Raw genomic sequence first — 23571 nt, 5'->3', positions numbered from 1 at the left:
AAGGAATAGGTTTATAAACCGATTGTAAGATTTAGAAAATAAGTTCGGCCATAGCCATAATAATATCTTGGTCCAAAAGATGGCGTTCCACTAGATGCGTCCTGATTTAGTGCTCTAAAATTGGCATTTCTTGCCTGTTCAAAACCACCAGTTTTATACATTAAATCGAAAACATTATTTATACTGGCAAAAAGTCCAACGTATTTTTTATGAATTCGCCAAGATTTGCCTCCGCTAAAATTTAGTAATGTAGCAGGATTAAACTTTTCTTGTTTTAATAATTCATTTCCTCTTTCGGAAGTTGCTTCAGGAAAAGGAAAACCATTGGCTGGATTGATATAAAATTGAGAAGTACGAGAAATTGGTGAAACATCAATATAGCTTTCTGCCAAATAATTGATGTTGCCTCCAATCCACCAGAACTTTGGATCACGATATTCTAATCCAAAAGAATAGGCCTGTTGTGGAGTTCCTGGCTGTTTGTAGTTCTTTAAATAAGCGCGTCCAAAATCAAAAGACATTTGCGCTCCTTCTTTCGCTCTATTGGCATCGTTTACAATGATTACGTTCGGATTGCTATTGTAGATGTAATTCCCGAATGCTGCAGATAAAGTTGTTTTTACTGTTGGCCAAATCTGATATTCAAAACTTAATTCTGCTCCAGTATTTTTCTTATCCAAATTGGTCAAAGTCTGACTTACAAATGCATTGGTTGAATCATAACCCGAACCGTTGTCAAAAATTCCTTCTGCATAGAAATAAGAAGTTTTTGAAGTATTTTTAATCAAAGAATAATATGCTGTTAAACGTAATTTGAGTTTTGCAGAACGGTATACATAATTAGCCTCGGCACTACTGATATTTTCACTTTCGATTCCGTCAACGACATTATTATTTAAGCGTGAATTTGAAAACGTATTTCGAAGCGAAGGCGCTCTGGTAAAATGTGCAGCATTAAAAAACAACAATTGTTTTCCTGAAATTTTATAGGTGAAACCTCCTTTGAAGCCGAAATTCTCAAAATTTACTTTCTCACTTTTTCCTAGCGAATTTGTTGGATACAATCCGTTTTGATATAACCCTTCTCTTTGGTAATCTGACATGGAATAGGATTGCGCCAAAAAGAATTCTGTTTTATTATAGCTAAATTTAAACTGCGCAAAAACATCTAAAGTATTCGCCAGTAAATTATAATTGTATCCGTAAATATCTCCTTTTTCGACTTGGCGATTTGGATGCTGCAAATCGGACTGAGAAAGGCTTCCTTTGTAAAACGGATCAATATCTTCAAAATAAGCGCCACCAAGAAGATCTAATAAATATTGAAAATTATGCGATTTTAATTTCTTAAAAGTAAATCCGCCATCAAAAGAAATATTGGGAGTTATCTGTGTATTCAGATTTGAATTTACTGCCAAAGTCTGATCATCTGTTCGGTCTTCATAAAGCACATAATGACTTTGAGCAGGCAAATAACCATTTTGCCCTATTTTTTGATTGGCAAAATACATCTCATCCCAATTTATCTGTGACTGGTCCAGAAATGCCACTTTGTTTTTTTCTGCATTTTCATAGTCTGGAATAAACGCACCCGAAAATTCGCCTTGATCTTTCGCGTAAAGCGAACTAAAATAGCTTGGCATTTTTTTGTAATAAACAGGATCGGGACTATCAGCATTTTGATAATCGATATTGCTATTTCCAACTTTTCCAAATTGATACATAATGGCAGAATTCAGGTTGGTTTTATCATCAATTTTAAAATAATGATTCAGCATAAAGAGCGGCTCTTCTACATTTTTTATTCTTGCATTTCTCTTTTTACCATTCTGAAATCCCCAGTACGAATTGTATTTTTCGCCGATTAAATCAGTTACCTCAGCCGTGTTAGCAGAATTTTTTCCGCGAGAATTTGGCGTGTAAAATCCTGTAAAATTGAAAGAATGCCTATGGTTTAGCTTCTTTTCGACACTAAGAAAAAAAGAGTTGGCATCGAAATTGGTTCCTTCAAAATACCCTTCATCTGCCCAGCGTTTTCCAGCCGAAACTACAAAAGCCCAACCAGAAGCATTCATTCCCGAAGCATATGTTCCTATTGCCCGCCATAAATAAGTGGTATTGCTTCCCGAAAATGTTAGTGATGTTCCTTTTCTATACAAAGAAGCACGAGTAAAAATCTGTTGTGTTCCTAAAACGCCTCCAAAAGTATAATTGGAAGCTGCTGTTCCTACTGAGAATTCCTGATTTCGGAGCACATTATTTAAACCGCCCCAATTTCCCCATTGTGGTCTGCCATCGTAAATTTTATTCATTGGCATTCCGTTAAGCATCGTGATGGCGTTTTCGCTATCTAAACCGCGAACACGAAATCTAGCCTGTCCCCAATTGAATGCCGATGCCTGCATAAAAGCATCTCTTGAAGATTGTAAAAGTCCAGATGTCATTTCTGAGGAACTATTATCATCTGAAAAATCATTATCTGAGAGCGTAATCAATGCAGCCGGAACCTCGTCTGAATAAGTGTCTTCTAATTGTAAAATTCCAAGATCAATATCTTGCCCAGAATTAGACTTTACTTTTAAAAGAAAATCTTTGTATCCTTGACTTCTTAGTAAAAGCAGCTGTTCTTTTTTGGGAAATATATGAAGTTCAAATTTCCCTGTTTTTGACGTAAGCTGCATCACGGCTGTGTTCTGTATCGTTACCACTACACTTTCCAACGGATTCTGTGTTCGGGCATCAATAACAATTCCTGTTACCGTAATTTCTTTCTGCGAAAAAGCAAAATTAAAGAACCAAAAAATAAAGAAGACTGCGTATTTTTTTACCATTAAAACCTATTATTAACTTTGAAAATATTCTAGGATTACAATCCTTAATTCAAAAGATAAAATTGGTTTTTGGAAAAAAAAAAATTTCAAACTTCAGCGCTTGAAGTTTGAAATTCAAAAATAAACAAAATATTTAATTGTAATTAAATTCTTTCAAATTTATTTTAATATAATGAAAGAATAGTTAAAAGAAGTCAATTTTACAAAGGGAGTTCATTACGCTTCAGTTCTAATTTTAGAAACCATAAAAGCGATTAGAACACCAAAAATTCCGATAAAGGCAAAAGAAAACTGCAGTCCGAAACTTTGTGCAATGTGTCCAATAACTGGTGGCCCCATTAAGAAACCTAAGAAACTTACACTCGAAACAATAGTTAAAGCCTCTCCAGCTGGAACTGTTGGGTTTTTACCTGCAATACTATATACTGTAGGAACGATCGTTGCAACGCCCAAACCTACAAACATAAAGGCAATGGTACACGGAATGATATAAGGAAGAAAAACAGCTGTAAAAAGTCCAGCTGAAATCATAACTCCACTGATCTGCATAACGCGTTCACGTCCAAATTTATTGATTAATCCGTCGCCAAGAAATCTTCCGCTAGCCATCATAATCATAAAAGAAGTGTAGCCTAAAACCACCAATGGTCCAGGTGCTTTTACAATATCTTTAAAGTAAACGCCGCTCCAGTCGAACATAACGCCTTCGCTGGCCATACTGCAGAATCCGATAACACCTAACCAAAGTAAAGCGGTATCTGGTTTTACAAATAGCTTTTTGCCTTCTTCTTTTGGTTTCTTTTTTTCTTTGGCTCTAACCAAAAATTTAAAGTTAAATGCCACCATTAATAAAACAATCCCGGCTACAATAATAAAATGATGCAGCGGACTTAAATTTAAAGCCAGCATTCCCAAACCTACCAATGCACCTGTAAATCCCGCAAAACTCCACATTCCGTGAAAAGAGGACATGATTGTTTTTTTAAACAAAACTTCAGTATAAACCCCTTGCGTGTTTACGGCAATATTGGCAAGATTTCCGAACACGCCAAACAAAAATAATCCTAATGACAATTGTAATGATGTTGTCGCCAAACCTAAATTGATTAAGCACAAAACATACATTATTAAAGAGAAAATTAGAATACGATGGCTGCCGAATTTGGTTACCATTTTTCCTGAAAAAGGCATAACAATTAGCTGTCCAACCGGAAGTGCAAAAAGAATAGAACCTAAATCTCCTTCTGTTAAATGCAAAGCTGTTTTGATATCTGGAATTCTACTAGCCCATGTGGCAAAACTCAAACCCATTCCGAAATAAAACATTCCAACAGCAAAACGAATCCGATTTAAATAGGAAGCTTTGGCTTCTCTAAATACTTTCTTGATTTTGGCTTTAGTCTGAAAAAGCGATAATGGATTAATGTTTAACAGCATATTGAATTTTATTGGAATAGGATCAAAAATACTAAAAACGCTCGTTAAAGTGCATAAAGTCTAAGGTTATACACAATATACAACGTTATTGTTTATAAATTCAAAGGTTTTGAGTTGAATTCTTATTCCTAAAATTACAATTTTTCGGCTTTAGTAGAATTATAACTGGTTTGATTTTTTTAAGAAAATAAAAAAGGGATAATCTCAAAAATTAAGACATCCCCTTTTATTTATATTTCTCTGTTCCGTAGGAACATTTCGTTGGTAAAAAAATCGTTGCCAATATTTTACGTTCCGTAGGAACGTTTGAGACATTAGATTATTAAAAAATAATGCGCAAAATCAAACGTTCCTACGGAACGTAAATGCACCTGAATATTATTTTTTTCTACTACCGACGAGACATTCCTACGGAATGTTTTTAGGATATGCCTATTACTTTTTGCTGGGCATTACTCGCAATTGCAGCTTCTATAACCTGCATTACTACCAATGAGACATTCCTACGGAATGTGTTAGGATATGCTTATTACCTTTTGCTGTGCATTACTCGCAATTGCAGCTTCTATAACCTGCATTACTTTTACACCTTCGCCTGCGGTAACAGGCTCTTTTTTGTCGTTTGCAATAGAATCATAAACGCCATCGAAGAAACTGAAATAATTGCCTTGAAGCGTTGGTATTTTTTCTCGCACAATTTTACCATCTATTTCGGTGTGTAAAAGTCCCTGTAAACTTTCATCTTCTGTTCCCCAAGAATCTAGATTTGGTTTTTTGCCGACTTTTAAATCATCTTCCTGAACATCTCCACGAGGTTTTAAGAAAGAACCTTTTTTTCCGTGCAAGGTATATGCCGGATTGGCTTCTCTCACAAAAAATCCTGCTTTTAAACGGACTCTGAAATTAGAATAAAACAAAGTCAGATCGATCCAGTCGTCTACAACTGAGTTTTCTCTCGTTACTCGAATATCTCCAAAAACAGCTTTTGGACAGCCAAATAAACTAACCGCCTGATCTATAATATGTGGCCCTAAATCTTTTAGAACTCCTGCTCCATCATTGGCAGTTTCTTTATGTGCTTTCGGACTCAATAACGGATTGTATCTGTCAAAATGAAATTCGGCTTCGACTAAATCTCCCAAAAGACCATCATCGATTACTTTTTTAACGGTTTTAAAATCGCTATCCCATCTTCTGTTCTGGAAAACAACCAATTTCAATCCTTTTTCTTTCGCGATTTTTGCCAATTCTTTTGCTTCTTCAGCCGTTGTGGTAAATGCTTTTTCTACAACAGCATGTTTTCCTGCCAAAAGCACTTTTTTAGCATATTCGTAATGCGTTCCAACTGGCGTATTCACAATTACCAAATCGACATCATCGTTTAATAATTCGTCCAGCGAAGCATAGCTTTTTACGTATGGATAATCTTCTTGAATTAATTTTTTGCTTCTTTCCCAAGAACCTAAAAGTTCAAATCCTTCGTGAATATCTAAAAACGGAGCGTGGAAAACTTTCCCCGACATTCCGTATGATAATAGTGCTGTCTTTATCTTTTGCATGTTGTTATGTTTTTTTTGCCACAGATTATATGGATTAAAAAGGATTTTCTGTCTGCCACGAATTACACAAATTTTCACTAATTTTTTTAAGTTTCTGAACGCAACGATTTGTGAAAATTTGTGCAATTCGTGGCGAAAAAAAAAATTAAAAAAAATCATTTTAATCTGTGGCTAATAAAAATATTTAAAGTTTAGCTCTTTCGTATTGTTTTGGCCATTGAATATCGTCGTTTAGTTCTTTAGCAAAATCCAACGGAAGGTTTGGGTTTCTTAAAGATTCTCTGGCGAACAGAATTAAATCGGCTTGACTGTTATTTAAAATTTCTTCGGCTTGTTTGGCTTCTGTAATTAAACCCACTGCGCCTGTAGAAATTCCTGCTTCTTGTTTTACTTTTTCTGCAAAAGGAACCTGATAGCCTGGCCCTAATGTGATTTTCTGATGCGAAACCAATCCGCCTGACGAAACATCAATTAAATCTACTCCTTTTTCTTTTAATATTTTGGAAAGCTGTACAGATTCTTCTGGGTTCCAACCATTTTCTGCCCAGTCGGTTGCTGAAATTCTAACCAATAAAGGTAAATCTGAAGGCCATTCTGACTGTACTGCTTCTACAACTTCTAAAGTGAAGCGAATTCTGTTTTCGAAACTTCCTCCATATTCATCTGTCCTTACGTTTGTTAAAGGCGATAAAAATTGGTGCAATAAATATCCGTGAGCCGCATGGATTTCTACAACTTGATATCCTGCTTCGACTACTCTTTTGGTTGCCGTTTTAAAATCGGAGATCACTTTCTGGATTCCGTTTTTATCTAACGTTTCTGGAAGAAAGGGTTCGTTGTCATGATACGGAATCGCACTTGGTGCAACGGTTTGCCATCCGCCTTGAGCGAAATCTAACTTTTTATTTCCCAACCACGGAGCCGAAACACTTGCTTTTCTTCCTGCATGCGCTAACTGAATTCCAGGAATTGAATTTTGAGAAACAATAAAAGCATTGATTTGTTTTAGTTTTTCAATGTGTTCGTCTTTCCAGATTCCTAAATCGGCTGGAGAAATTCTCGCTTCTGGAGAAACCGCCGTCGCTTCCTGAATAATAAGCCCAGCACCTCCGCTGGCACGGCTTCCTAGATGAACCAGATGCCAATCGTTTGCAAATCCGTCAACGGCAGAATACTGGCACATAGGCGAGATTGCAATTCTATTTTTTAAAGTGATATTTTTTATAGTAAGCGGAGAAAATAATTTCGTTGCCATATACGTGTAACTTTTAATGAGTTTATACTGCCAATTGATTAAGGCAATGTTCAAAAAGTAAAGTTACAGTATCTTGTTAAAACGAGAAATCGAAATGTTTATTAATTAACAAACATTTAAATCAAATGCCACCTTATTCTACATTACCTAAAAAGCATTTTCTCTATTTCTGAAAATTCAGTTTTCTCAAATAGCTGTATGTTTTTGTCTTTCAGCAGAAAAATTTGATCACAATCTTTGTATAAGATTTCTAGAATATGAGAAGAAATCAAAACTATGCTGGTTTTAGAAAGTTCTCGAATGTAATTCATTAACAAATAATTTGATTCTAAATCCAATCCGTTGAAGGGTTCGTCTAAAATGTAGATTAAAAAATCTTTCTGAAAAACAGCATTGAGATACGTTTTCTTTTTCATGCCTGTTGAAAATTCTCGAATTAACTGGTTTTCTGGAACTTCAAAATTTCATCAAAAACAAAAGTCTTCAAATCTAACAAATGGGCATAAAAATCATAAAATTCTTGAGCAGTAAGTTCATCATAAATTGGAGGTTCAGTAGGAACCCAACCCGCATTCTGCAGCATTAGTTTTTCTTGATTTAAAATAGAATTTCCATTATACCTTTCAAGGCCCAAGATACATTTAAAAAGTGTTGTTTTGCCATGTCCATTTTTCCCAATCACACCATAAATTCCAGGTTTTTCAATATTAATTTTGATGTCTTCTAATATCAATTTGTCACCGTATTTTTTTTGATCAATTTGAATCTTCAGCATATTTAATGGCTTTTAAATTTTGAATTGCTTTTTTGTACATAAAAGGTATTGCTATTAATGAAGCTCCAAAAGACAGGACACTTGACACAATAAATAGAACAAAAACAATTTGATGCATTAGGTCATTTCTAAAATAGAGGTATTTTAAAATAACATTTAATAATGGTGCAATAAATACAAATCCAACCCATAGTAATTTTTCCCATTGCTGAAAGCAACAAAGCATGACGGCAATTGGAATGGTGATGTAAAATGTATTAATAACGGTATTCTTTAGTTAACACTTCAAATATTTTTCTGCCGTATAAGGATTTCGTTTAATTTCTTCTACCTGTTCTCTCTCAAAAGACGGACTACAAGCTATTATTCCTAAAACGAGCAATACAAAATAAATAAGATTATGATTTTGATATTCTGTAGCTACATAAATTAAAATGGCTAAAAGAGGAAATAGATATATTAACTTGTATTTTCTAAAATTGATGTGCCAGTAAACATTAAACAAATTAAAAGGATATCGTATTGTTTTGAAATTTGATTTTGGAAGATTTATTAAAACAATATTAAAAATTAATACTCCCGTAATAAGCAAAAACTCTTCTTTAAATAATAAAACCAAATAAAAAGGCAGGGAATAAATAAGATATTCTAAGAACAATATTGCTTTATAATTTTTTCTCAGCTTCAAGATTTCGATATCGGATCTTTGCAAATGATAACCAACAGTATCAAGAAAAAAGAGCAAAATATAATTTTGAAAATGCTGGTAATTTCTAAAAACTAAAAATGCAATCGCAAAATAAAGAAGTACAATTAAAAGTAAGGCTATACGGTCTCCTTTAGAAATTAACTTTCTAAAACGAACAATAAACAAATATTCTAAAATCGTAACCAATATCTTACCAAGTTAATCGTTATAGCATATTTGTAACATAAATAGCAAATTCGTTACTAATAAAATGAGGTTAATTTAAATTATTAAAACTAACAACAATTATTAACAAACATTTAAACCAAATTCTGCTTATTCCATAAATTATAATACTCCGTTTTTTGTTCTAACAAATCAAAATGATTTCCAGATTCCACAATTGAACCATTTTTCATAACTAATATAGTATCTGCATTGGCTATTGTGCTCAAGCGATGTGCAATGACGATTATAGTTTTTCCTGAGGATTTAAAATTATCAATAACATCTTTCACCATTTTTTTCTGAATGAGTATCTAATGATGCAGTCGCTTCATCCATTAATAAGATTTCAGGATTTTTATACAATGCTCTTGCAATGGCAATTCTTTGTTTTTGTCCGCCCGAAAGCATCGCTCCGTTTTCACCAATCTGTGTTTCAAAACCGTTTGGCAATTTTTCGACAAACTCATGAATTCCAAGTTGTTTTGAGAGCTCTAAAATTCTCTGAATATTAGGAAAAGATTCCCCTAAAGCAATGTTTTCTATAATATTTCCAGAAAACAAATTAAGCTGTTGGGGAATAACACCAACAATTTTCCTTAAACTCTTATAATGAACATGTTGAAGATCAAAATCTCCAATATTAATTTTACCTTCTTTTATTGGGTAAAGATTTTGTAAAAGCGAAATTAAAGTGGTTTTTCCGCTACCGCTTTCACCAACAATAGCTGTAGTTTGGTTTTTCTTGAATATGGCATTAAAATTTTTAAAAACTTCCACTCGAGACCCATACCGAAAAGAAACATTTTCAAATTTTATATCTCCCAAATTTTCTTTTGATAATTCAATTTTGTTTTCTGTTTCTTCTCTTTCCAAATCCATGATTTCAAAAAGTCTGTCTGCTGCAATTAGTGCATTTTGTGCTGTTTTATTCATATTAATTAAGGATGCAACGGGCGAAGTAAAATAACCGATTAACGCATAAAAGGAAAACAATTCTCCAGGAGTAATTGCTCTGTCGATTACATAACCTGAACCAATCCACATTAAGATTACAGTAAATACAGATGCCAAAAACTGTGTCGATGTTGCGGCAAAAATGCCATTTAGACCAGATTTATAGGTTATGAATAATAGTTTTACAAATTTGTTTTCGGTTTTTAAATTTGAAAACTCTTCAATCCCAAATTCCTTTACAGTTCTAACATGCGTAATGCTTTCAACTAATTGTGTTTGTAATTCTGCCGCATTCTCCATTATGTTTCTTTCAACCTTTTTGTTGAATTTATTTAGCAGAAAATAAACAAAAACATAAAACGGAATAACCAGAATAATGACCAAAGCCAATTTCCAATAATAAGTAAACATTAATGCAAATGAAAAGACAACAATAAAAACATTTACAATCATTTCGATTGCGGTTTCATTTATAAAGGATCTTATTTTTACAGCGTCATTTATTCTTGATGTGATTTCTCCAATCTGCATGGTATCAAAAAATCGTTGAGGCAGATGAAGCAAATGTTTATAATAACCTAAGATTAATTTAGCATCGATTAACTGACCAGTTTTCATCACAAAAACACTCTTCTTTGACCCAATATAAGCTTGAAGCAAAATAATAGCGATCATAGAGACACTTAATAAATTAAGAAGATTTCTATTGCCATCAACCAAAACATAATCTGTTATTTTTTGAATATAGATAGACATAGCCAATCCTAAAACTGTAAATACTATAGCGCCAATTAATGCTTGAATTAATATAGTTTTGTGTGGCTGAATTAAATTCCAAAACCTTTTTATAGGTGACGTTTTTTCATCTACTATTTTAAAATCATCATTTGGTGCAAAAAGAATTAAAACACTTGTCCATATTTTTTGAAATTCTTCAAAAGTGTATGTTCCCATTTTGCCAAAACCTGGATCCATAACCGTGATTGTAGATTTTTCAACTTTGTAAATCACTACATAATGTTGCAATTGCTCTTTTACAATAATATGGGCAATAGCAGGAAGCGGTATTTTATCTAAAGAGTCTAAACCTCCTTTTACTCCTTTTGCTGTAAAACCCATTTTCTCGGCAGCTTCAATTATTCCAAGAACATTCGTGCCTCGCTTATCTGTGTTGGCATACTGACGAATTCTCGCTATTGGAAGATTAACTTTGAAATGGTTTCCAATAGACGCCAGACAAGCAGCACCACAATCTTTAATATCATGTTGTTTTATTTTTATTGAAGCCATTTAATTTTAAGCTGATAGTTGTTTTGGGTTGAGCCAATTGTCTATTTTGTCAAATAGCAAATCGAATAAACTTCGGCGTGTAATTATATATCTCGTAGTTAAGGTCATTCCTTTTGAAACATCAGTCTTATATCCTGATTTTAGATGTAAAGTTTTAGAATCTAATGCACAGCGAACTTTAAAAAAAGCTTGCTCTCCCTGCATTGTTATATTTTGGTCAATATCAATTACTTTCCCTTCTAATAAACCCCATTGATTATAATTAAAAGCATCAATTTGAAATTTTACTTTTTGATTTTTCTTAATCAAACCCATATCGTTTGGAGAAACATTATTCTCAACAATAAGATGATCTGGAGAAGAAATTGTTGCAATAGATTGCGATACGTTTATAAAAGAACCTTTTTGAATCCCTGAAAAGTTTTCTATAGTTCCAGAAATGGGAGCCAAAACGAAATAATTATTGGCCTCAACGTTTATTTTAGCAACAGTTCCATTAAGATTTTTTAATCGTTCTTCTAAATCTCTTTTCTGATTTTCCCATGTTGATTTTTGCTGACTTATAAAACTTTGCAATGCTTGTTTGGCTAAGCTTAACTCATATTCATATTTTTCAAAATCTGCTTTTGCGATAATATCTTTATCGTACAAAATCTTATTTCGGTCATAATTTATCTGAGCGTGAGAAATTTTGCTTTGCAGTTCATTTTTTCCAGATTGAAATTTAAATAAATCTTCACGCGCTGTGGATGTCTGCAATTGTGATGGCTTATTTTGTAAAAGATTTGAAATATCACTTAACAACAACAAAACAGAGCTTGACAATGTATCTTGGGTTCTTTTATCGCTTTCCAAATTTTCTTTAGAGATCTTTAAAAGTGTATCTCCTTTTTTTACAAAAGCATTATTTTTTAATGTTATACCATTTATTCTGCCACTTACAATTGTTGTAACAGGAACATTATCTATCTTACTTCGAATTATTCCTCTACTCTGACTGCTTATATCTAATTTAATTACTGGCAATAAACCCAATAAAGTGATAACAGCAAGAAGAATTATCAAATAAATTGAAAAGCTTTTTGTTTTGTTTTTTGCAATAAGATTTTCGAGAGTGTTTATAGGGTCTGAACTAAACTGCATATCAATTAATTTACGGTGCTTGTCAATAAATTAAATATCGTATTCTCCAGAATTGTAATTATCAATTATTGCCTTTGCTTTTTCATAATCTTCTTCAGCTACTTTTAGTTTTATAGCATTTATATCTCCAACTAAAACTCCCCATGGGTTCAAAACAGACATTAGTGATGCATCTTCAAAAACTTGAATAGAAAAACTTTCCAATAACATTTTCAAAACAGTTGCTTCTTCTTTACTTCCTTGATGAATAGATATTCTTCTTTCTTGCTGGATCACTTTATTTCATTTTAATCTATGATCATAAAACCAACTTTGCTCTTATGATCTAATAATTTATGATTTAAACCTACTTTGAATATTAAATAAGCATAGATAAAATCTCCGACTGCACCTAAAGTCATGGAAAAGCCTATAAATAAAAAAGTCAAATTATTATAAAGAAATCCATAAATTGCAGGCAATAATCCAAGAATAAAAAATGGTGCAAGTGCAACAACTAACATCTTCTTGGATTCTAACGGTTCTATACAATTTGCAAAAGGCATTAAATATTTCTTAATGAAACCAAATTTTACCGATTGCCATCCTTCTTTTGAAAAAAGCGCCATAAAAATTCCATGTATAATTTCATGCACAAGTATACCTACGCAAATAATTAAATTAGGAACCAATAAAATTAAAAGTACGTTTAGTTTTTTATTATCAAAAAACTGAAATGTTTGCTTTACTACTTTCAAATTCGCTGTAAAAATCTCATTCCATGTCAAATACAAAACAAATAGGAAAAGCAAAACAATCGGAACACTTATTAGCATTCCTAAAATTTGTACTTTTTTAGAATCAATAGAGATTTCTTTCATTTTCTATGATTTTATAATTTCTAGCAACTCCTGTGGAATTTTCAATTTATTTTTTGGAAAGAGATTAGTTTTAAAGAGTTAATGGCATATATAATATACAAGCTTGCCACACACATAACCTGCCCAATACAATAAAAATGACATTGCAACTATCAATAAAACAATTTTAAGAAAGGGGTCTTCTTTTAAAAATCCTTTAGAAAAATTCATAACTATTTATTTTTTAATTTTTTGTTTTTTATTAACTATATATATATAAAACAAAACCGTTAACGAACAAGAAATTCCGATTAAAAAAGAGCTAATGTGTTTTTCAGGATATTCTCTTAATATAACAATCGTAATGAAATATATTATTCCTAAAATGAAGATAATTTTTTTTTTCATAAACAAGGGTATTTAAACCTCTTCTGAGGATGTATTTTAAATTTTTATGAAACTGTCCAAGTTAGGGACAGTTTCATTCTTAAAGTTTTATAAAACCGAAGCTAAAAATCCGGCAAATGCTAAGCCACAAGCAATGCCTTCAACAAAATCTTTTAAATGAGATCCTCCTTCAATTTGGATTAACTCAATTTCATTTAATTGTTCTAATTCTAAATTCTCTGTTTTCATTGTTACATTTTTCTAATTAATTATTGTGCCATAACATATGCCAAACATGCTCCTGCTGCCCATGGAAAAGCTACTGCTGCTACACCAGCCCAGAAACAAGGTTCATGACCTCCTACTACTTCTTCTAATTCCTGAACATTAAGTTCAACTAAATTCAATTCTTCTAAATTCATAACTTTAAAATTTAAATGGTTAATTAATAAATCCAACAAAATTCATTTTCTCGAGAAGCATTTTGTTAGAGCAAACTTATTAGACTTCCGTCCAATAAACTTGGACGCAAGTTAGAACCGCCAAAAATTTCTCTTGATTCATCATCTTTTATTGTTTTTAGCGAAAAAATTAATATCAATTCAAAAGGAGTTTCATAATAAAATGTCTCCCTCTTTTTACAATATTTTACTGGCGCATCGAGTTCTTTTATAAGATCTAGCTCGTTATAAAACTGGCTTCGGCTCAAACATAACCTTTTGGCAAATGTTAAAGGAGAGCCTGTTTTTTCTCCGCAAATTAACTTATGCATTTTTTTGATTCTTTCAATTTGTCTAATAAAATTCATATTCTCACTGTAAAAAATTAATAAAACAAAAAAGTCTTTAAGAAATTCAAAATAGTTTTGTTAACTATTTAAGAATAATCTTTTAAGCTTAAAAAATGAAATTAGAATTGAAATTTTAAAAACACCTCCCCAATAAGTTTTAAAAATATCAGAATAGGACATTTTGTAACATTTTCATGCAATGAAGTACTAATACAATAAGTGAGATTTACTTTTTGTTTAATAAAAACTAATGTAATTATTAACAAACATTTAAAACCTTAAACACTATCTTGCACTCTTATATTAAAATAGAAAACGCTACTTTTGTGCGTTAAATACGAATTAAAAACAAAAAATGGATATAGTTATCAAACTCTCTCAATTTCTATTGAGTTTATCTTTACTTATTATTCTTCATGAATTAGGGCATTTTATCCCTGCTAAATTGTTTAAAACCAGAGTCGAAAAATTTTATTTGTTTTTTGATGTTAAATACTCACTTTTCAAAAAGAAAATCGGAGAAACAGAATACGGTATCGGATGGCTTCCGCTGGGTGGTTATGTGAAAATTTCTGGAATGATAGACGAAAGTATGGACAAAGAGCAAATGGCGCTTCCGCCTGAGCCTTGGGAATTTCGTACTAAACCGGCTTGGCAGCGTTTAATTATTATGCTTGGCGGTGTTACTGTAAACTTTATTCTGGCTTTTATTATTTATATCGGAATGGCATTTGCTTACGGCGATACTTACATTGCAAACTCTGACTTAAAAGATGGTGTTGCGATTGAAAATCCTGCTATGCTTAAAGCTGGTTTTAAAACTGGTGATAAAATTATTTCTATTGATGGTAAAGCGGTAGAAAACTTTGACAGTGATATGAACATGAATGTAATCATGGCAAAACACGTTTTGATTGAAAGAAACGGACAACAGCAAACGATTACTATGCCAACTGATTTTGTTGACCAACTTTCTAAAACAGAAAAAGGAATGCTTATCGATATCCGCAGACCTTTTGCAATTGGAAAAGTTGGAGAAGAATCTCCTAATCAGAATTTAAAAGCAAAAGATTTGATTCTTTCTCTTAACGGACAAAAAGTTAAATATTTTGACGAAGCAAAAGCAATCTTGGCCGCTAATAAAGGAAAAGAGATTTCTGCTGTTGTTTTACGTGATTTAAAAGAAACACCTCTTAATGTGAAAGTTTCTCCAGAAGGAACTTTAGGCGTTTTTGCTGGTGGTTTAGACATGAAATCATTAGAGAAACTAGGATACTATAAAATAAGTACAAAAGAATACGGTTTCTTCGAATCTATTCCGGTTGGTCTTCAAAAAGGAAAAGATCAATTGGTAGGTTACGGAAAACAATTGAAAATGATTTTTAATCCAGAAACTAAAGCTTACAAACAAGTGGGTGGTTTTGCTGCGATTTATAATATTTTCCCTAGTTCTTGGAGCTGGGAAGTTTTCTGGTCAATCACGGCTTTATTGTCAATTATGCTTGGAGTTATGAATTTATTGCCAATTCCGGCACTTGATGGTGGACACGTAATGTTTTTATTGTATGAAATTGTAAGCGGCAAAAAACCGAGCGATAAATTCCTAGAGAATGCGCAAATGGTTGGTTTTGTTTTACTTATTTCACTACTACTATTTGCTAATGGTAACGACATTTACAAAGCAATTGTAGGCAAGTAAAAAAAAGTCAAAAAAAGAGTGAAAATGTTTTTGAGAAACTAAAAATAGTTTTATATTTGCACTCGCTAAAAAGAGCAACACTTTCCTCCTTAGCTCAGTTGGTTAGAGCATCTGACTGTTAATCAGAGGGTCCTTGGTTCGAGCCCAAGAGGGGGAGCAACTTTTTTTAGCAAACATATTAACCTTTTAAGGTGATTCCTCCTTAGCTCAGTTGGTTAGAGCATCTGACTGTTAATCAGAGGGTCCTTGGTTCGAGCCCAAGAGGGGGAGCTTAAGAAATACCACTTACAAATGTAAGTGGTATTTTTTTTTATCCCTATACCATGAATCATATTGTATATATTTTACACTCCCTAAAGCTTAATCGCTATTATATTGGTTATACAACTAATTTTGACTTAAGATTGGAATTTCACAAAAATTCACCTTCCAACAAATTTACAGCAAATGCAAATGACTGGACTTTGTTTCTTAGTTTTGACTGTACCAACAAAACCCAAGCACTTTCAATAGAAAAGCATATCAAAAACATGAAGAGCAAAACTTATATTGAAAACTTAATGAAGTATCCCGATATTATTTTAAAATTGAAAGAAAAATACAACTAACCTGTTAATCAGAGCCCCGATAGCTATCGGGGTTGGTTCGAGCCCAAGAGGGGGAGCAAAAAAGACTATCAGAAATGATGGTCTTTTTTTTTGCCCAAATTCCAATATTATAGGATTGCTTATTTAACCGCAAAGTTCGCTAAGGTTTTACGCAGAGAACGCTAAGAGTTTTTTTATCCGAGACTTAATAGGAATCTATAAAAGAGATCGCAAAGGTTGCCAATCTTTGCCGATACGCGAGTGTGATCCTTCGTTCCTCAGGATGACAAACTGTAGGTAAAACAAAAAAATTCGTAAAGCATTATCTACACAAAGCTTTGCGAACTTAATCTTTAGATTTAGCTCAAAATAATCTTAGCGAACTTTGCGTAAAAACCTTGCGCACTCTGCGGTAAAAAAATTCCAAATTCCAATAATAGGGTTGTTTATTTAACCGCAAAGAGCGCAAGGTTTTTACGCAAAGGTCGCAAAGATTTAACGCAGAGAACGCTAAGGTTTTTTTTATCCGAGACTTAATAGGAATCTATAAAAGAGATCGCAAAGGTTGCCAATCTTTGCCGATACGCGAGTGTGATCCTTCGTTCCTCAGGATGACAAACTGTAGGTAAAACAAAAAAATTCGTAAAGCATTATCTACACAAAGCTTTGCGAACTTAATCTTTAGATTTTGACTAAACTCCAAATTAAAATAGCTTTGTGCTCTTTGCGTAAATCTTAGCGCACTTTGCGTTAAAAAAATTAGAAATTCCAATATATTGGATTGTTTATTTAACCGCAAAGAGCGCAAGGTTTTTACGCAATGGTCGCAAAGATTTAACGCAGAGGACGCTAAGAGTTTTTTTATCCGAGACTTAATAGGAATCTATAAAAGAGATCGCAAAGGTTGCCAATCTTTGCCGATATGCGAGTGCGATCCTTCGTTCCTCAGGATGACAAACTGTAGGTAAAACAAAAAAATTCGTAAAGCTTTATACACACAAAGCTTTGCGAACTTAATCCTTAGATTTTGGCTAAACTCCACATTAAAATAGCTTTGTGCTCTTTGCGTAAATCTTAGCGCACTTTGCGTTAAAAAAATTAACCCAATCTTGTCCTTGTCATCCTGACGACTGTAGGTAAAACAAAAAAATTCGCAAAGCATTATCTACACAAAGCTTTGCGAACTTAATCTTTAGATTTAGCTCAAAATAACCTTAGCGAACTTTGCGTAAATCTTAGCGTTCTCTGCGGTAAAAAATCTTCACACAAAGAAAACCTTATTTCATACTCAAAGTTTCACTCTTAAACCTTTTCATTAAAGTATTTGCTTTTTCATTTTCATTTATTGCTTTTAAGGACTGTGCATATCTGTAATAATAAATAACCTCTAAATCTTTAGCTTCTTCAAATAATTGCGTGTAATAGCCCGCTGCGGCGCTTAGATTCCCTTCAAAATAAAAACGGTCGGCTACTTTTTTAAGCATATCGATAGATTTATACCCTTTATCAATAACTTTTTCGTAGGTATCAACCATATTAACGGTTACATATTTTGAAGTTGTTGGAGCGGGAGCTGTAATTTCGACTTTAACGGGCTCTACAGAGACAGACGAACTTGCAACAAGCGTTTTGGTCTCTATTGTATTTGGAGCTACCTTAGGCTTTCTTTTTACGTAATTAGGAATTACTGTTCTAGTATTGTTTGGTCCGAGATCGTAAGTGTCGACCATGTCCAATTTTGAAACTTGGTAGGTAATAATTCTACCTCCAAAAAGTTTATTTATTCTCTCTTCTACATAATAAGATTGAATGACCAAATCATCATTAGAAAGACTATCCGTCAAAAGTGTCGTTTTTCCTGTTGCTGGAGAAGCGGAGGCATGGTTGGTGCGCTGAGCAAAACAGCCGAGAGAAAATACGAACGCAAGTGTACATAAAATTGCTTCATACTTTTTCATGATTTTTGAATAAAATTAGATGCCCCAATTAAAAAACTCAGCCTAAAGTTACTGATTTTCTTTTAGTTAGCTTTCATTCTGACCACGAATTACTTAGAAAACCGATAAAATACTTCTTTTTACCCATTTATCATTTGAACACAGGCTTTTTGTATTTCTTCGTCTGAAAATGATTCTAGCGCTTTTGCCACCATTTTACTGGTTCTAATACAGCTTAGCATTTTAATTCGCAAAGAACGACTGTCTCCCGATTCTGTTTCTAGAAGATGCTCAAAAATCTCGGTTAAGTATTCTGTATGGTTTTTATATTCTCCGTCGAAACAAAGATCTGATACCAATCTAGCTACCGATTCTATTATTTTGTTTTGATTGGCATTGCTTTCGTTTTCTGTTTTCATGGCGTTTATTTATGGTTTTGGTTATGAATAATTATTGTACGAAAAATTGTATTTTTGTTTCGGCTAAATAAACGATAGCATACATTCTAACAAAACATCGGGTTTGGTAATTCACCAAAAAAGATAGTCTTTTACCAATATCTTAATTTTTAAGGATTTTTAATATCTTTGAAGTATGAGCACAGCAACAAAACCAAAACATATCGGGAGAAACATAAGCCGTATTAGAGAGCTTAGAGGAATGAAACAAGAAGCACTTGCCATTGCTATTGGCATGAGCCAACAGACGATTTCTAATATTGAAGGAAGCGAAACAGTTGACGATGAAAAACTAAACGTTATTGCAGAAGCTTTGGGAGTTTCCGCTGATTCAATAAAAAGTTTCTCAGATGAAGGTGTCGTTAATTATTTCAATAATGTATATGACAACGATATTACCGATAGTATTGTTAATGCAAATGCGCTAGAATGCACTTTCAATCCGATTGATAAAATTGTGGAACTTTATGAGCGTTTGGTTCAGGCTGAAAAAGATAAAGTGGAGTATTTGGAAAAGTTGATGAAAGTCAATCTAAAAAATGATTAAACTCATAGCTTCTGTTTTAAACCCTTTTAATTACATTAGCAGTCAATTTATAAAAGTATAATTTTATACAACAATTACGATCTTAACAACATCCATATTTAACATGGCTGAAAATAAAGCTAGAAATTATTCAACATTAACAATTAAAAAACTTTACGCTTTATCAGGAAACAAATGTGCATTCCCTGATTGTAATGTAGTATTTTTAAAACCAGAAGAAGATTTAAATTATTCTAATATTTGCCATATTGAAGATGCAAACCCTGGATGTCGTTATAATCCAAATATGACTGATAAGGAACGGGCTGATTATAATAATTTAGTATTATTTTGCCCAAATCATCATATTGAAACAAATAATGAAGCCCTTTATCCTAAAGAAACTCTGTTAAAAATAAAAAAAGAACATGAATCTAAAATTCTTCAAATTTTGTCTGGGACAGGATCTCTTTCTAAAAATCCATCAGCACTAAATGAAGTAATAAATAAAATTGGTGTTTCCTTTTATACAATTGAGGATTTGGGAGAGCCAAATAATGCACCAGATCCTGAAAGTAAGATTTCTTATAACAATATAAAAAGCTACAAACCCATTATAGAAGAATATAAGGTTTATCAAGGAAAACTAAATAAAATTTATGAAGAAATCGAAAAAGATGGCTCTTCAAAGAAAAGTTTTGTATTAAATAAAATTAGGAGCCTTTATTTAATTGAGAAAGGAAAATACTCCGATATTCAACAAATAAGGTTAAATGCAGATCATATAATTTCAAATGTTGAAAAAGAACTATGGAAATTGATTGAATCAACAGGCAATCTCAACAATTCAATTCCAATTGAAGCAATACAGATAAGTTTACTCATAATTCTAGTCGATGCTTTTATGAGATGTAAAATTTTAGAAGAACCTAAAAATGATAATTGATAAAAATATAAATCCAGAAAGAGATGTGTATTTCTTAGGAGCTAAAGCGATAGATGTAATAAGCTCATCAGACAGTAAAGTAATTGACTATTTTGAGTTATTTCATAATTTGAATAAGACCCAAAAAATTTCAATAAATCTTTATTCACTAGTTTTAGACTGGTTATTTATTTTAGGAATTATTAAAAAAGACAATGGAGTAATAGAGAAATGTTTTTAAAAAAATTAATTATATCAAATAAAGATTCAATTATAAGAGAAATTCCTTTTCATAAAGGAATGAATTTTATAATAGATGAAACGCCTGAAAATCACACAGAACAAACCACTGGCAATAATGTGGGGAAAACAACTGTTCTTAGATTAATTGATTTTTGTTTTGGTGCAGATGGAAAAAACATCTACCAAGACACCGAATTTAACAAACAACCAAATACAAAAATTGAAAGTTTTCTCAAAGAAAACAATATCACTATTACAATTATTCTAGTTGAAAACCTTGACGATTCAAATTCTAAGGAAATAATCATCAAGAGAAATTTTTTAAACTACAAACAAAAAATTCAAAGTGTAGATGGCGAAAACATTATAAACAATTCTGATTTTGACAAAAAACTAAAAGAAATTATTTTTAAGTCAACTGTTGAAAAGCCTACTTTCAAACAAATTGTTTCAAAAAATATAAGAGACGAAAAAAACAAATTAACTAATATAGTCAAAGTTTTAAATCCTTATACCAGACCTGAAGAATATGAAGCGTTATATCTATTCTGGTTAGGAATTCAGCTAGATACTATGAGTGACAAATATCGTCTAACTGAGGAAAAAAAGGCTGAAGAAAGGCTTCAAAAAAGATTAGAGAAAGAAAGTAGCTTATCACTTATAGACCAAACTTTAAATTTTGTAAATGGAAAGATTGAAGAATTAAATCATAAAAGAAATACTTTTAATCTAAATGAAAATTACAATTCGGAATTAGAAAATCTTAATCAGATAAGAATTAGTTTAAACAAAAATTCTACAGAATTAAGCCGTTTAGAAATTAGGCGTGAATTAATTTTAGAAAGCAGAGAAGATCTTGAACAAGAATATAGCTCTATAGATACATCTCATATAAAAGCTTTATATGAAAAAGCTAAATCTTTAATTCCCAACATTCAAGCTTCATTTGAAGAAACTGTAAAATTTCACAATGACTTAATAAAGGAAAAAATAACCTTTATAACAAAAGAATTACCTGAATTAGAAAAGAATTTAACTCACTTAAAATTTGAAAATATCAAACTAGCTCAAAGAGAAAGTGAACTCGCAAACGGACTTTATAAGTCAGGAATTACAGAAGATTTAGAAAAAATCGTCATTGAATTAAATAAACAATACGAAAGAAAAGGCACCCTTGAAGAACAAAAAAGAGTTTGGGAAAATTCAACTAAAAAATTAGAAACTATAGCAGAGAATCTAGAGTTAATTAATTCTGGTATTATTTCAAAAGATAGTATAATTCAAAGCAGAATTACCAAATTTAATAAGTTTTTTTCTGAAATTTCATATAAATTATATGGAGAGTATTACTTACTAAGCTCTCAAAAAACAGAAAAAGGATACGATTTAATAGTAACAAATTTAGAAGGAAACCCTAGTACCGGTAAGAAAAAAGGGCAAATTGCTGCGTTTGATTTTGCTTATATTTTATTTGCTGATTCTCTAAACATTGAATGTCTTCATTTTATAATGCACGATCAATTAGAAAGCATACATGACAACCAATTAAATACATTAGTTGATGTAGCAAACTCTATTAATGGTCAGTACATAGTGCCCATATTAAGAGATAAAATTCCTTCTAACATTCATATAGAACAATTTGAAGTTTTATCATTATCACAAGAAGATAAACTATTTAAAATCCCATAAACCAAAAAAAGCGCCGTAATCTTTTGGATTACGGCGCTTTTTTATTTCTTAAAAACTCTCAGATTAATTAAACCCCTAATTTCTTAGCAATTTCAGCAGGAATTCCTCCTTTGTTTACTAGAAGTGCAGTAGTTTTATATTTTACGAAGTTCTTAGTTACAAACAAGAAACCTTTGTAGTCGTTTGTTTCTCCCCAAGAATTTTTTACGATATAGTATTCTTTTCCAGTTTGATCTTTTGCAAGGCCAATAATGTGCATTCCGTGGTCGTCTGTTGTAGTGTAGTTATCAAACGCAGCCTGACGCATTTCTGGAGTAATTTCTGGTTCTGCTTTTGGTCCGTTAAACATGTCTGCTTTTTCTTCAGCCGTCATGTCGTCGAATTTTTTAGATGCTACATACGCTACACCGTTTTTCCAGCTAAAGCTTTTCTCGCTAACATCTGTTGCCCAAGCTACAGTATATCCTTTTTTAAGTGCGTTGTCGATAACGTCTGTCATATCGTTCACTTTTACGTTGTAAACTTGATCCAATGACCAGTTGTCTGGCACCATCATAGTTGTTTTTTGGTAGTACGGAGCGTTTGTAAAAGATGACATTTCTACATACTCATCTGGGTTAATTCCTACTACTTCTTTAGCAAAAGTTTGTGGTGTATAGTTTTTTCCTTTGTAAGTAAAGTTTTCTGGCACTTTTCCTAAGTAAGAATCAATAACTGCTGCGTATGCTTTTTGCCAGTTTGGAGTCAATTCTCCATTCGGGTTTTTCACCACTGCTGCAAGAACACTTTCCATAAGAGCTCCCATTTCAGCAAATTTGTTTTTGTCTGTTCCGTAGTTTAATCCTGTGTAAACTTCTCTTGGCACAGTTCCGTATTTTTTGTACATATTAATTACATCGTGAAGAGCACCTCCGTCACCAAGCGTAATTGCTCCGTGCATACGAACATAGTTTACCCCTTTTTCTACATACACGTTTCTTGCAGAATAAATTTGAGAAAGCTCAACTGGCTGTTTTCCTAAACGAATCATTTCTGACTCTAAGAATGAGTTTGTTGAGTAACTCCAACAAGTTCCAGATGATCCTTGAGATTTTACCGATGTTGTACCTAGATTAATTACTTCTGTAAATTTGAAGTTCTCTTTACTTTTGTCGCTTGCATTTAGTTTAAGTGAATTTACTAAAATGTCTTGCGCAAAACAGCCTGCAGTTCCAGCCAAAAATACTGAAGCAGCAAACACTGATTTGAATGAAAATGTATTCATAATTTATGTTTAAGATTTAACAAAATTAGTCTTCAATGTTTCCAATTTGTTACAAAACAATTAA

Annotated in this window: 22 protein-coding genes, 2 tRNA genes and 1 pseudogene; 8 read left to right on the top strand and 17 right to left on the bottom strand. The window is 32.3% G+C overall.

Annotated features, from left to right (window positions below):
- Window positions 1-11: 11 nt before the first annotated feature.
- The 14 genes and pseudogenes from QLQ95_RS09165 to QLQ95_RS09100 form a co-directional block, all read right to left on the bottom strand.
- Window positions 12-2831 carry a carboxypeptidase-like regulatory domain-containing protein gene (locus QLQ95_RS09165; protein ID WP_482503513.1) on the bottom strand — a complete coding sequence of 940 codons (2820 nt, stop codon included), beginning with the start codon at window positions 2829-2831 and terminating at the stop codon, window positions 12-14.
- Between the two features lie 216 nt (window positions 2832-3047).
- Window positions 3048-4268 carry an MFS transporter gene (locus QLQ95_RS09160; RefSeq protein WP_095929588.1) on the bottom strand — a complete coding sequence of 407 codons (1221 nt, stop codon included), beginning with the start codon at window positions 4266-4268 and terminating at the stop codon, window positions 3048-3050.
- A 515-nt stretch (window positions 4269-4783) separates the two neighbouring features.
- Complete coding sequence (locus tag QLQ95_RS09155; RefSeq protein WP_482503512.1) at window positions 4784-5827, bottom strand: Gfo/Idh/MocA family oxidoreductase; 1044 nt, start codon at window positions 5825-5827, stop codon at window positions 4784-4786.
- Between the two features lie 184 nt (window positions 5828-6011).
- Entirely contained in the window at window positions 6012-7082 is a 1071-nt protein-coding gene (locus QLQ95_RS09150; protein WP_482503511.1) for an NADH:flavin oxidoreductase/NADH oxidase, read from the bottom strand.
- Window positions 7083-7225: 143 nt separating this feature from the next.
- A complete protein-coding gene (locus QLQ95_RS09145) occupies window positions 7226-7498 on the bottom strand; it encodes an ATP-binding cassette domain-containing protein (protein WP_482503509.1) in 273 nt (90 codons plus the stop codon).
- 20 nt (window positions 7499-7518) lie between these two features.
- On the bottom strand, window positions 7519-7857 hold the full coding sequence (locus QLQ95_RS09140; RefSeq protein WP_482503507.1) for an ATP-binding cassette domain-containing protein: 339 nt from the start codon (window positions 7855-7857) through the stop codon (window positions 7519-7521).
- Between the two features lie 277 nt (window positions 7858-8134).
- Window positions 8135-8752, bottom strand: a complete 618-nt coding sequence (locus QLQ95_RS09135; RefSeq protein WP_482503505.1) for a hypothetical protein — start codon at window positions 8750-8752, stop codon at window positions 8135-8137.
- Between the two features lie 113 nt (window positions 8753-8865).
- A pseudogene (locus QLQ95_RS09130) lies at window positions 8866-11017 on the bottom strand (peptidase domain-containing ABC transporter).
- 6 nt (window positions 11018-11023) lie between these two features.
- Window positions 11024-12082 (bottom strand): HlyD family secretion protein, encoded by a 1059-nt coding sequence (locus tag QLQ95_RS09125; protein ID WP_482503504.1) that lies wholly within the window; start codon window positions 12080-12082, stop codon window positions 11024-11026.
- A 108-nt stretch (window positions 12083-12190) separates the two neighbouring features.
- Complete coding sequence (locus tag QLQ95_RS09120) at window positions 12191-12436, bottom strand: putative signal transducing protein (protein ID WP_095929584.1); 246 nt, start codon at window positions 12434-12436, stop codon at window positions 12191-12193.
- 11 nt (window positions 12437-12447) lie between these two features.
- Entirely contained in the window at window positions 12448-13020 is a 573-nt protein-coding gene (locus QLQ95_RS09115) for a DUF3267 domain-containing protein (protein ID WP_482503503.1), read from the bottom strand.
- 474 nt (window positions 13021-13494) lie between these two features.
- Window positions 13495-13635, bottom strand: a complete 141-nt coding sequence (locus tag QLQ95_RS09110) for a hypothetical protein (protein ID WP_172426890.1) — start codon at window positions 13633-13635, stop codon at window positions 13495-13497.
- A gap of 20 nt (window positions 13636-13655) precedes the next feature.
- Window positions 13656-13808 carry a class IIb bacteriocin, lactobin A/cerein 7B family gene (locus QLQ95_RS09105; protein WP_141248136.1) on the bottom strand — a complete coding sequence of 51 codons (153 nt, stop codon included), beginning with the start codon at window positions 13806-13808 and terminating at the stop codon, window positions 13656-13658.
- Window positions 13809-13873: 65 nt separating this feature from the next.
- Complete coding sequence (locus QLQ95_RS09100) at window positions 13874-14158, bottom strand: hypothetical protein (RefSeq protein WP_095929778.1); 285 nt, start codon at window positions 14156-14158, stop codon at window positions 13874-13876.
- Window positions 14159-14531: 373 nt separating this feature from the next.
- Between QLQ95_RS09100 and rseP the strand changes: the two genes are divergently transcribed.
- The 4 genes from rseP to QLQ95_RS09080 all read left to right on the top strand — a co-directional run bounded on the left by rseP (window position 14532) and on the right by QLQ95_RS09080 (window position 16483).
- Window positions 14532-15875, top strand: coding sequence for an RIP metalloprotease RseP (gene rseP, locus QLQ95_RS09095; RefSeq protein WP_482503500.1), 1344 nt, complete (start codon window positions 14532-14534; stop codon window positions 15873-15875).
- Between the two features lie 83 nt (window positions 15876-15958).
- Window positions 15959-16032, top strand: a tRNA-Asn gene (locus tag QLQ95_RS09090).
- A gap of 39 nt (window positions 16033-16071) precedes the next feature.
- Window positions 16072-16145: transfer RNA gene (locus QLQ95_RS09085), tRNA-Asn, on the top strand.
- 53 nt (window positions 16146-16198) lie between these two features.
- A complete protein-coding gene (locus tag QLQ95_RS09080; RefSeq protein WP_320494500.1) occupies window positions 16199-16483 on the top strand; it encodes a GIY-YIG nuclease family protein in 285 nt (94 codons plus the stop codon).
- Window positions 16484-17739: 1256 nt separating this feature from the next.
- Here the strand turns inward: QLQ95_RS09080 and QLQ95_RS09075 are convergent.
- Entirely contained in the window at window positions 17740-18420 is a 681-nt protein-coding gene (locus QLQ95_RS09075; RefSeq protein WP_482503498.1) for a hypothetical protein, read from the bottom strand.
- Between the two features lie 119 nt (window positions 18421-18539).
- Entirely contained in the window at window positions 18540-18818 is a 279-nt protein-coding gene (locus QLQ95_RS09070) for a hypothetical protein (protein ID WP_482503497.1), read from the bottom strand.
- Window positions 18819-18993: 175 nt separating this feature from the next.
- On the opposite strand from QLQ95_RS09070, the gene QLQ95_RS09065 reads away from it, so the two are divergent.
- The 4 genes from QLQ95_RS09065 to QLQ95_RS09050 all read left to right on the top strand — a co-directional run bounded on the left by QLQ95_RS09065 (window position 18994) and on the right by QLQ95_RS09050 (window position 22243).
- Complete coding sequence (locus QLQ95_RS09065) at window positions 18994-19404, top strand: helix-turn-helix domain-containing protein (RefSeq protein WP_482503495.1); 411 nt, start codon at window positions 18994-18996, stop codon at window positions 19402-19404.
- Between the two features lie 103 nt (window positions 19405-19507).
- Window positions 19508-20329 (top strand): ABC-three component system protein, encoded by an 822-nt coding sequence (locus tag QLQ95_RS09060; protein ID WP_482503493.1) that lies wholly within the window; start codon window positions 19508-19510, stop codon window positions 20327-20329.
- Window positions 20319-20549: an ABC-three component system middle component 6 gene (locus QLQ95_RS09055; RefSeq protein ID WP_482503491.1), complete on the top strand. Its 231-nt coding sequence runs from the start codon at window positions 20319-20321 to the stop codon at window positions 20547-20549. Before QLQ95_RS09060 ends, QLQ95_RS09055 begins: the two co-directional genes overlap by 11 nt.
- A gap of 59 nt (window positions 20550-20608) precedes the next feature.
- Complete coding sequence (locus QLQ95_RS09050; protein ID WP_482503489.1) at window positions 20609-22243, top strand: DUF2326 domain-containing protein; 1635 nt, start codon at window positions 20609-20611, stop codon at window positions 22241-22243.
- Between the two features lie 67 nt (window positions 22244-22310).
- Here QLQ95_RS09050 and QLQ95_RS09045 read toward each other — a convergent pair whose 3' ends face one another.
- Window positions 22311-23507 carry a C1 family peptidase gene (locus QLQ95_RS09045; RefSeq protein ID WP_482503487.1) on the bottom strand — a complete coding sequence of 399 codons (1197 nt, stop codon included), beginning with the start codon at window positions 23505-23507 and terminating at the stop codon, window positions 22311-22313.
- Window positions 23508-23571: the final 64 nt, after the last annotated feature.

The organism is Flavobacterium sp. B330r, from assembly GCF_056824325.1.
The sequence above is the reverse complement of the archived record's forward strand: the minus strand, read 5'-3'. Positions and strand labels throughout refer to the sequence as shown.

Bases quoted from the DNA above. Each gene is read 5' to 3' on its own strand.
- QLQ95_RS09165 (WP_482503513.1), bottom strand. From the start codon at position 2,831: ATGGTAAAAAAATACGCAGTCTTCTTTATTTTTTGGTTCTTTAATTTT.
- QLQ95_RS09160 (WP_095929588.1), bottom strand. From the start codon at position 4,268: ATGCTGTTAAACATTAATCCATTATCGCTTTTTCAGACTAAAGCCAAA.
- QLQ95_RS09155 (WP_482503512.1), bottom strand. From the start codon at position 5,827: ATGCAAAAGATAAAGACAGCACTATTATCATACGGAATGTCGGGGAAA.
- QLQ95_RS09150 (WP_482503511.1), bottom strand. From the start codon at position 7,082: ATGGCAACGAAATTATTTTCTCCGCTTACTATAAAAAATATCACTTTA.
- QLQ95_RS09145 (WP_482503509.1), bottom strand. From the start codon at position 7,498: ATGAAAAAGAAAACGTATCTCAATGCTGTTTTTCAGAAAGATTTTTTA.
- QLQ95_RS09140 (WP_482503507.1), bottom strand. From the start codon at position 7,857: ATGCTGAAGATTCAAATTGATCAAAAAAAATACGGTGACAAATTGATA.
- QLQ95_RS09115 (WP_482503503.1), bottom strand. From the start codon at position 13,020: ATGAAAGAAATCTCTATTGATTCTAAAAAAGTACAAATTTTAGGAATG.
- QLQ95_RS09110 (WP_172426890.1), bottom strand. From the start codon at position 13,635: ATGAAAACAGAGAATTTAGAATTAGAACAATTAAATGAAATTGAGTTA.
- QLQ95_RS09105 (WP_141248136.1), bottom strand. From the start codon at position 13,808: ATGAATTTAGAAGAATTGAATTTAGTTGAACTTAATGTTCAGGAATTA.
- QLQ95_RS09100 (WP_095929778.1), bottom strand. From the start codon at position 14,158: ATGCATAAGTTAATTTGCGGAGAAAAAACAGGCTCTCCTTTAACATTT.
- rseP (WP_482503500.1), top strand. From the start codon at position 14,532: ATGGATATAGTTATCAAACTCTCTCAATTTCTATTGAGTTTATCTTTA.
- QLQ95_RS09080 (WP_320494500.1), top strand. From the start codon at position 16,199: ATGAATCATATTGTATATATTTTACACTCCCTAAAGCTTAATCGCTAT.
- QLQ95_RS09075 (WP_482503498.1), bottom strand. From the start codon at position 18,420: ATGAAAAAGTATGAAGCAATTTTATGTACACTTGCGTTCGTATTTTCT.
- QLQ95_RS09070 (WP_482503497.1), bottom strand. From the start codon at position 18,818: ATGAAAACAGAAAACGAAAGCAATGCCAATCAAAACAAAATAATAGAA.
- QLQ95_RS09065 (WP_482503495.1), top strand. From the start codon at position 18,994: ATGAGCACAGCAACAAAACCAAAACATATCGGGAGAAACATAAGCCGT.
- QLQ95_RS09060 (WP_482503493.1), top strand. From the start codon at position 19,508: ATGGCTGAAAATAAAGCTAGAAATTATTCAACATTAACAATTAAAAAA.
- QLQ95_RS09055 (WP_482503491.1), top strand. From the start codon at position 20,319: ATGATAATTGATAAAAATATAAATCCAGAAAGAGATGTGTATTTCTTA.
- QLQ95_RS09050 (WP_482503489.1), top strand. From the start codon at position 20,609: ATGAATTTTATAATAGATGAAACGCCTGAAAATCACACAGAACAAACC.
- QLQ95_RS09045 (WP_482503487.1), bottom strand. From the start codon at position 23,507: ATGAATACATTTTCATTCAAATCAGTGTTTGCTGCTTCAGTATTTTTG.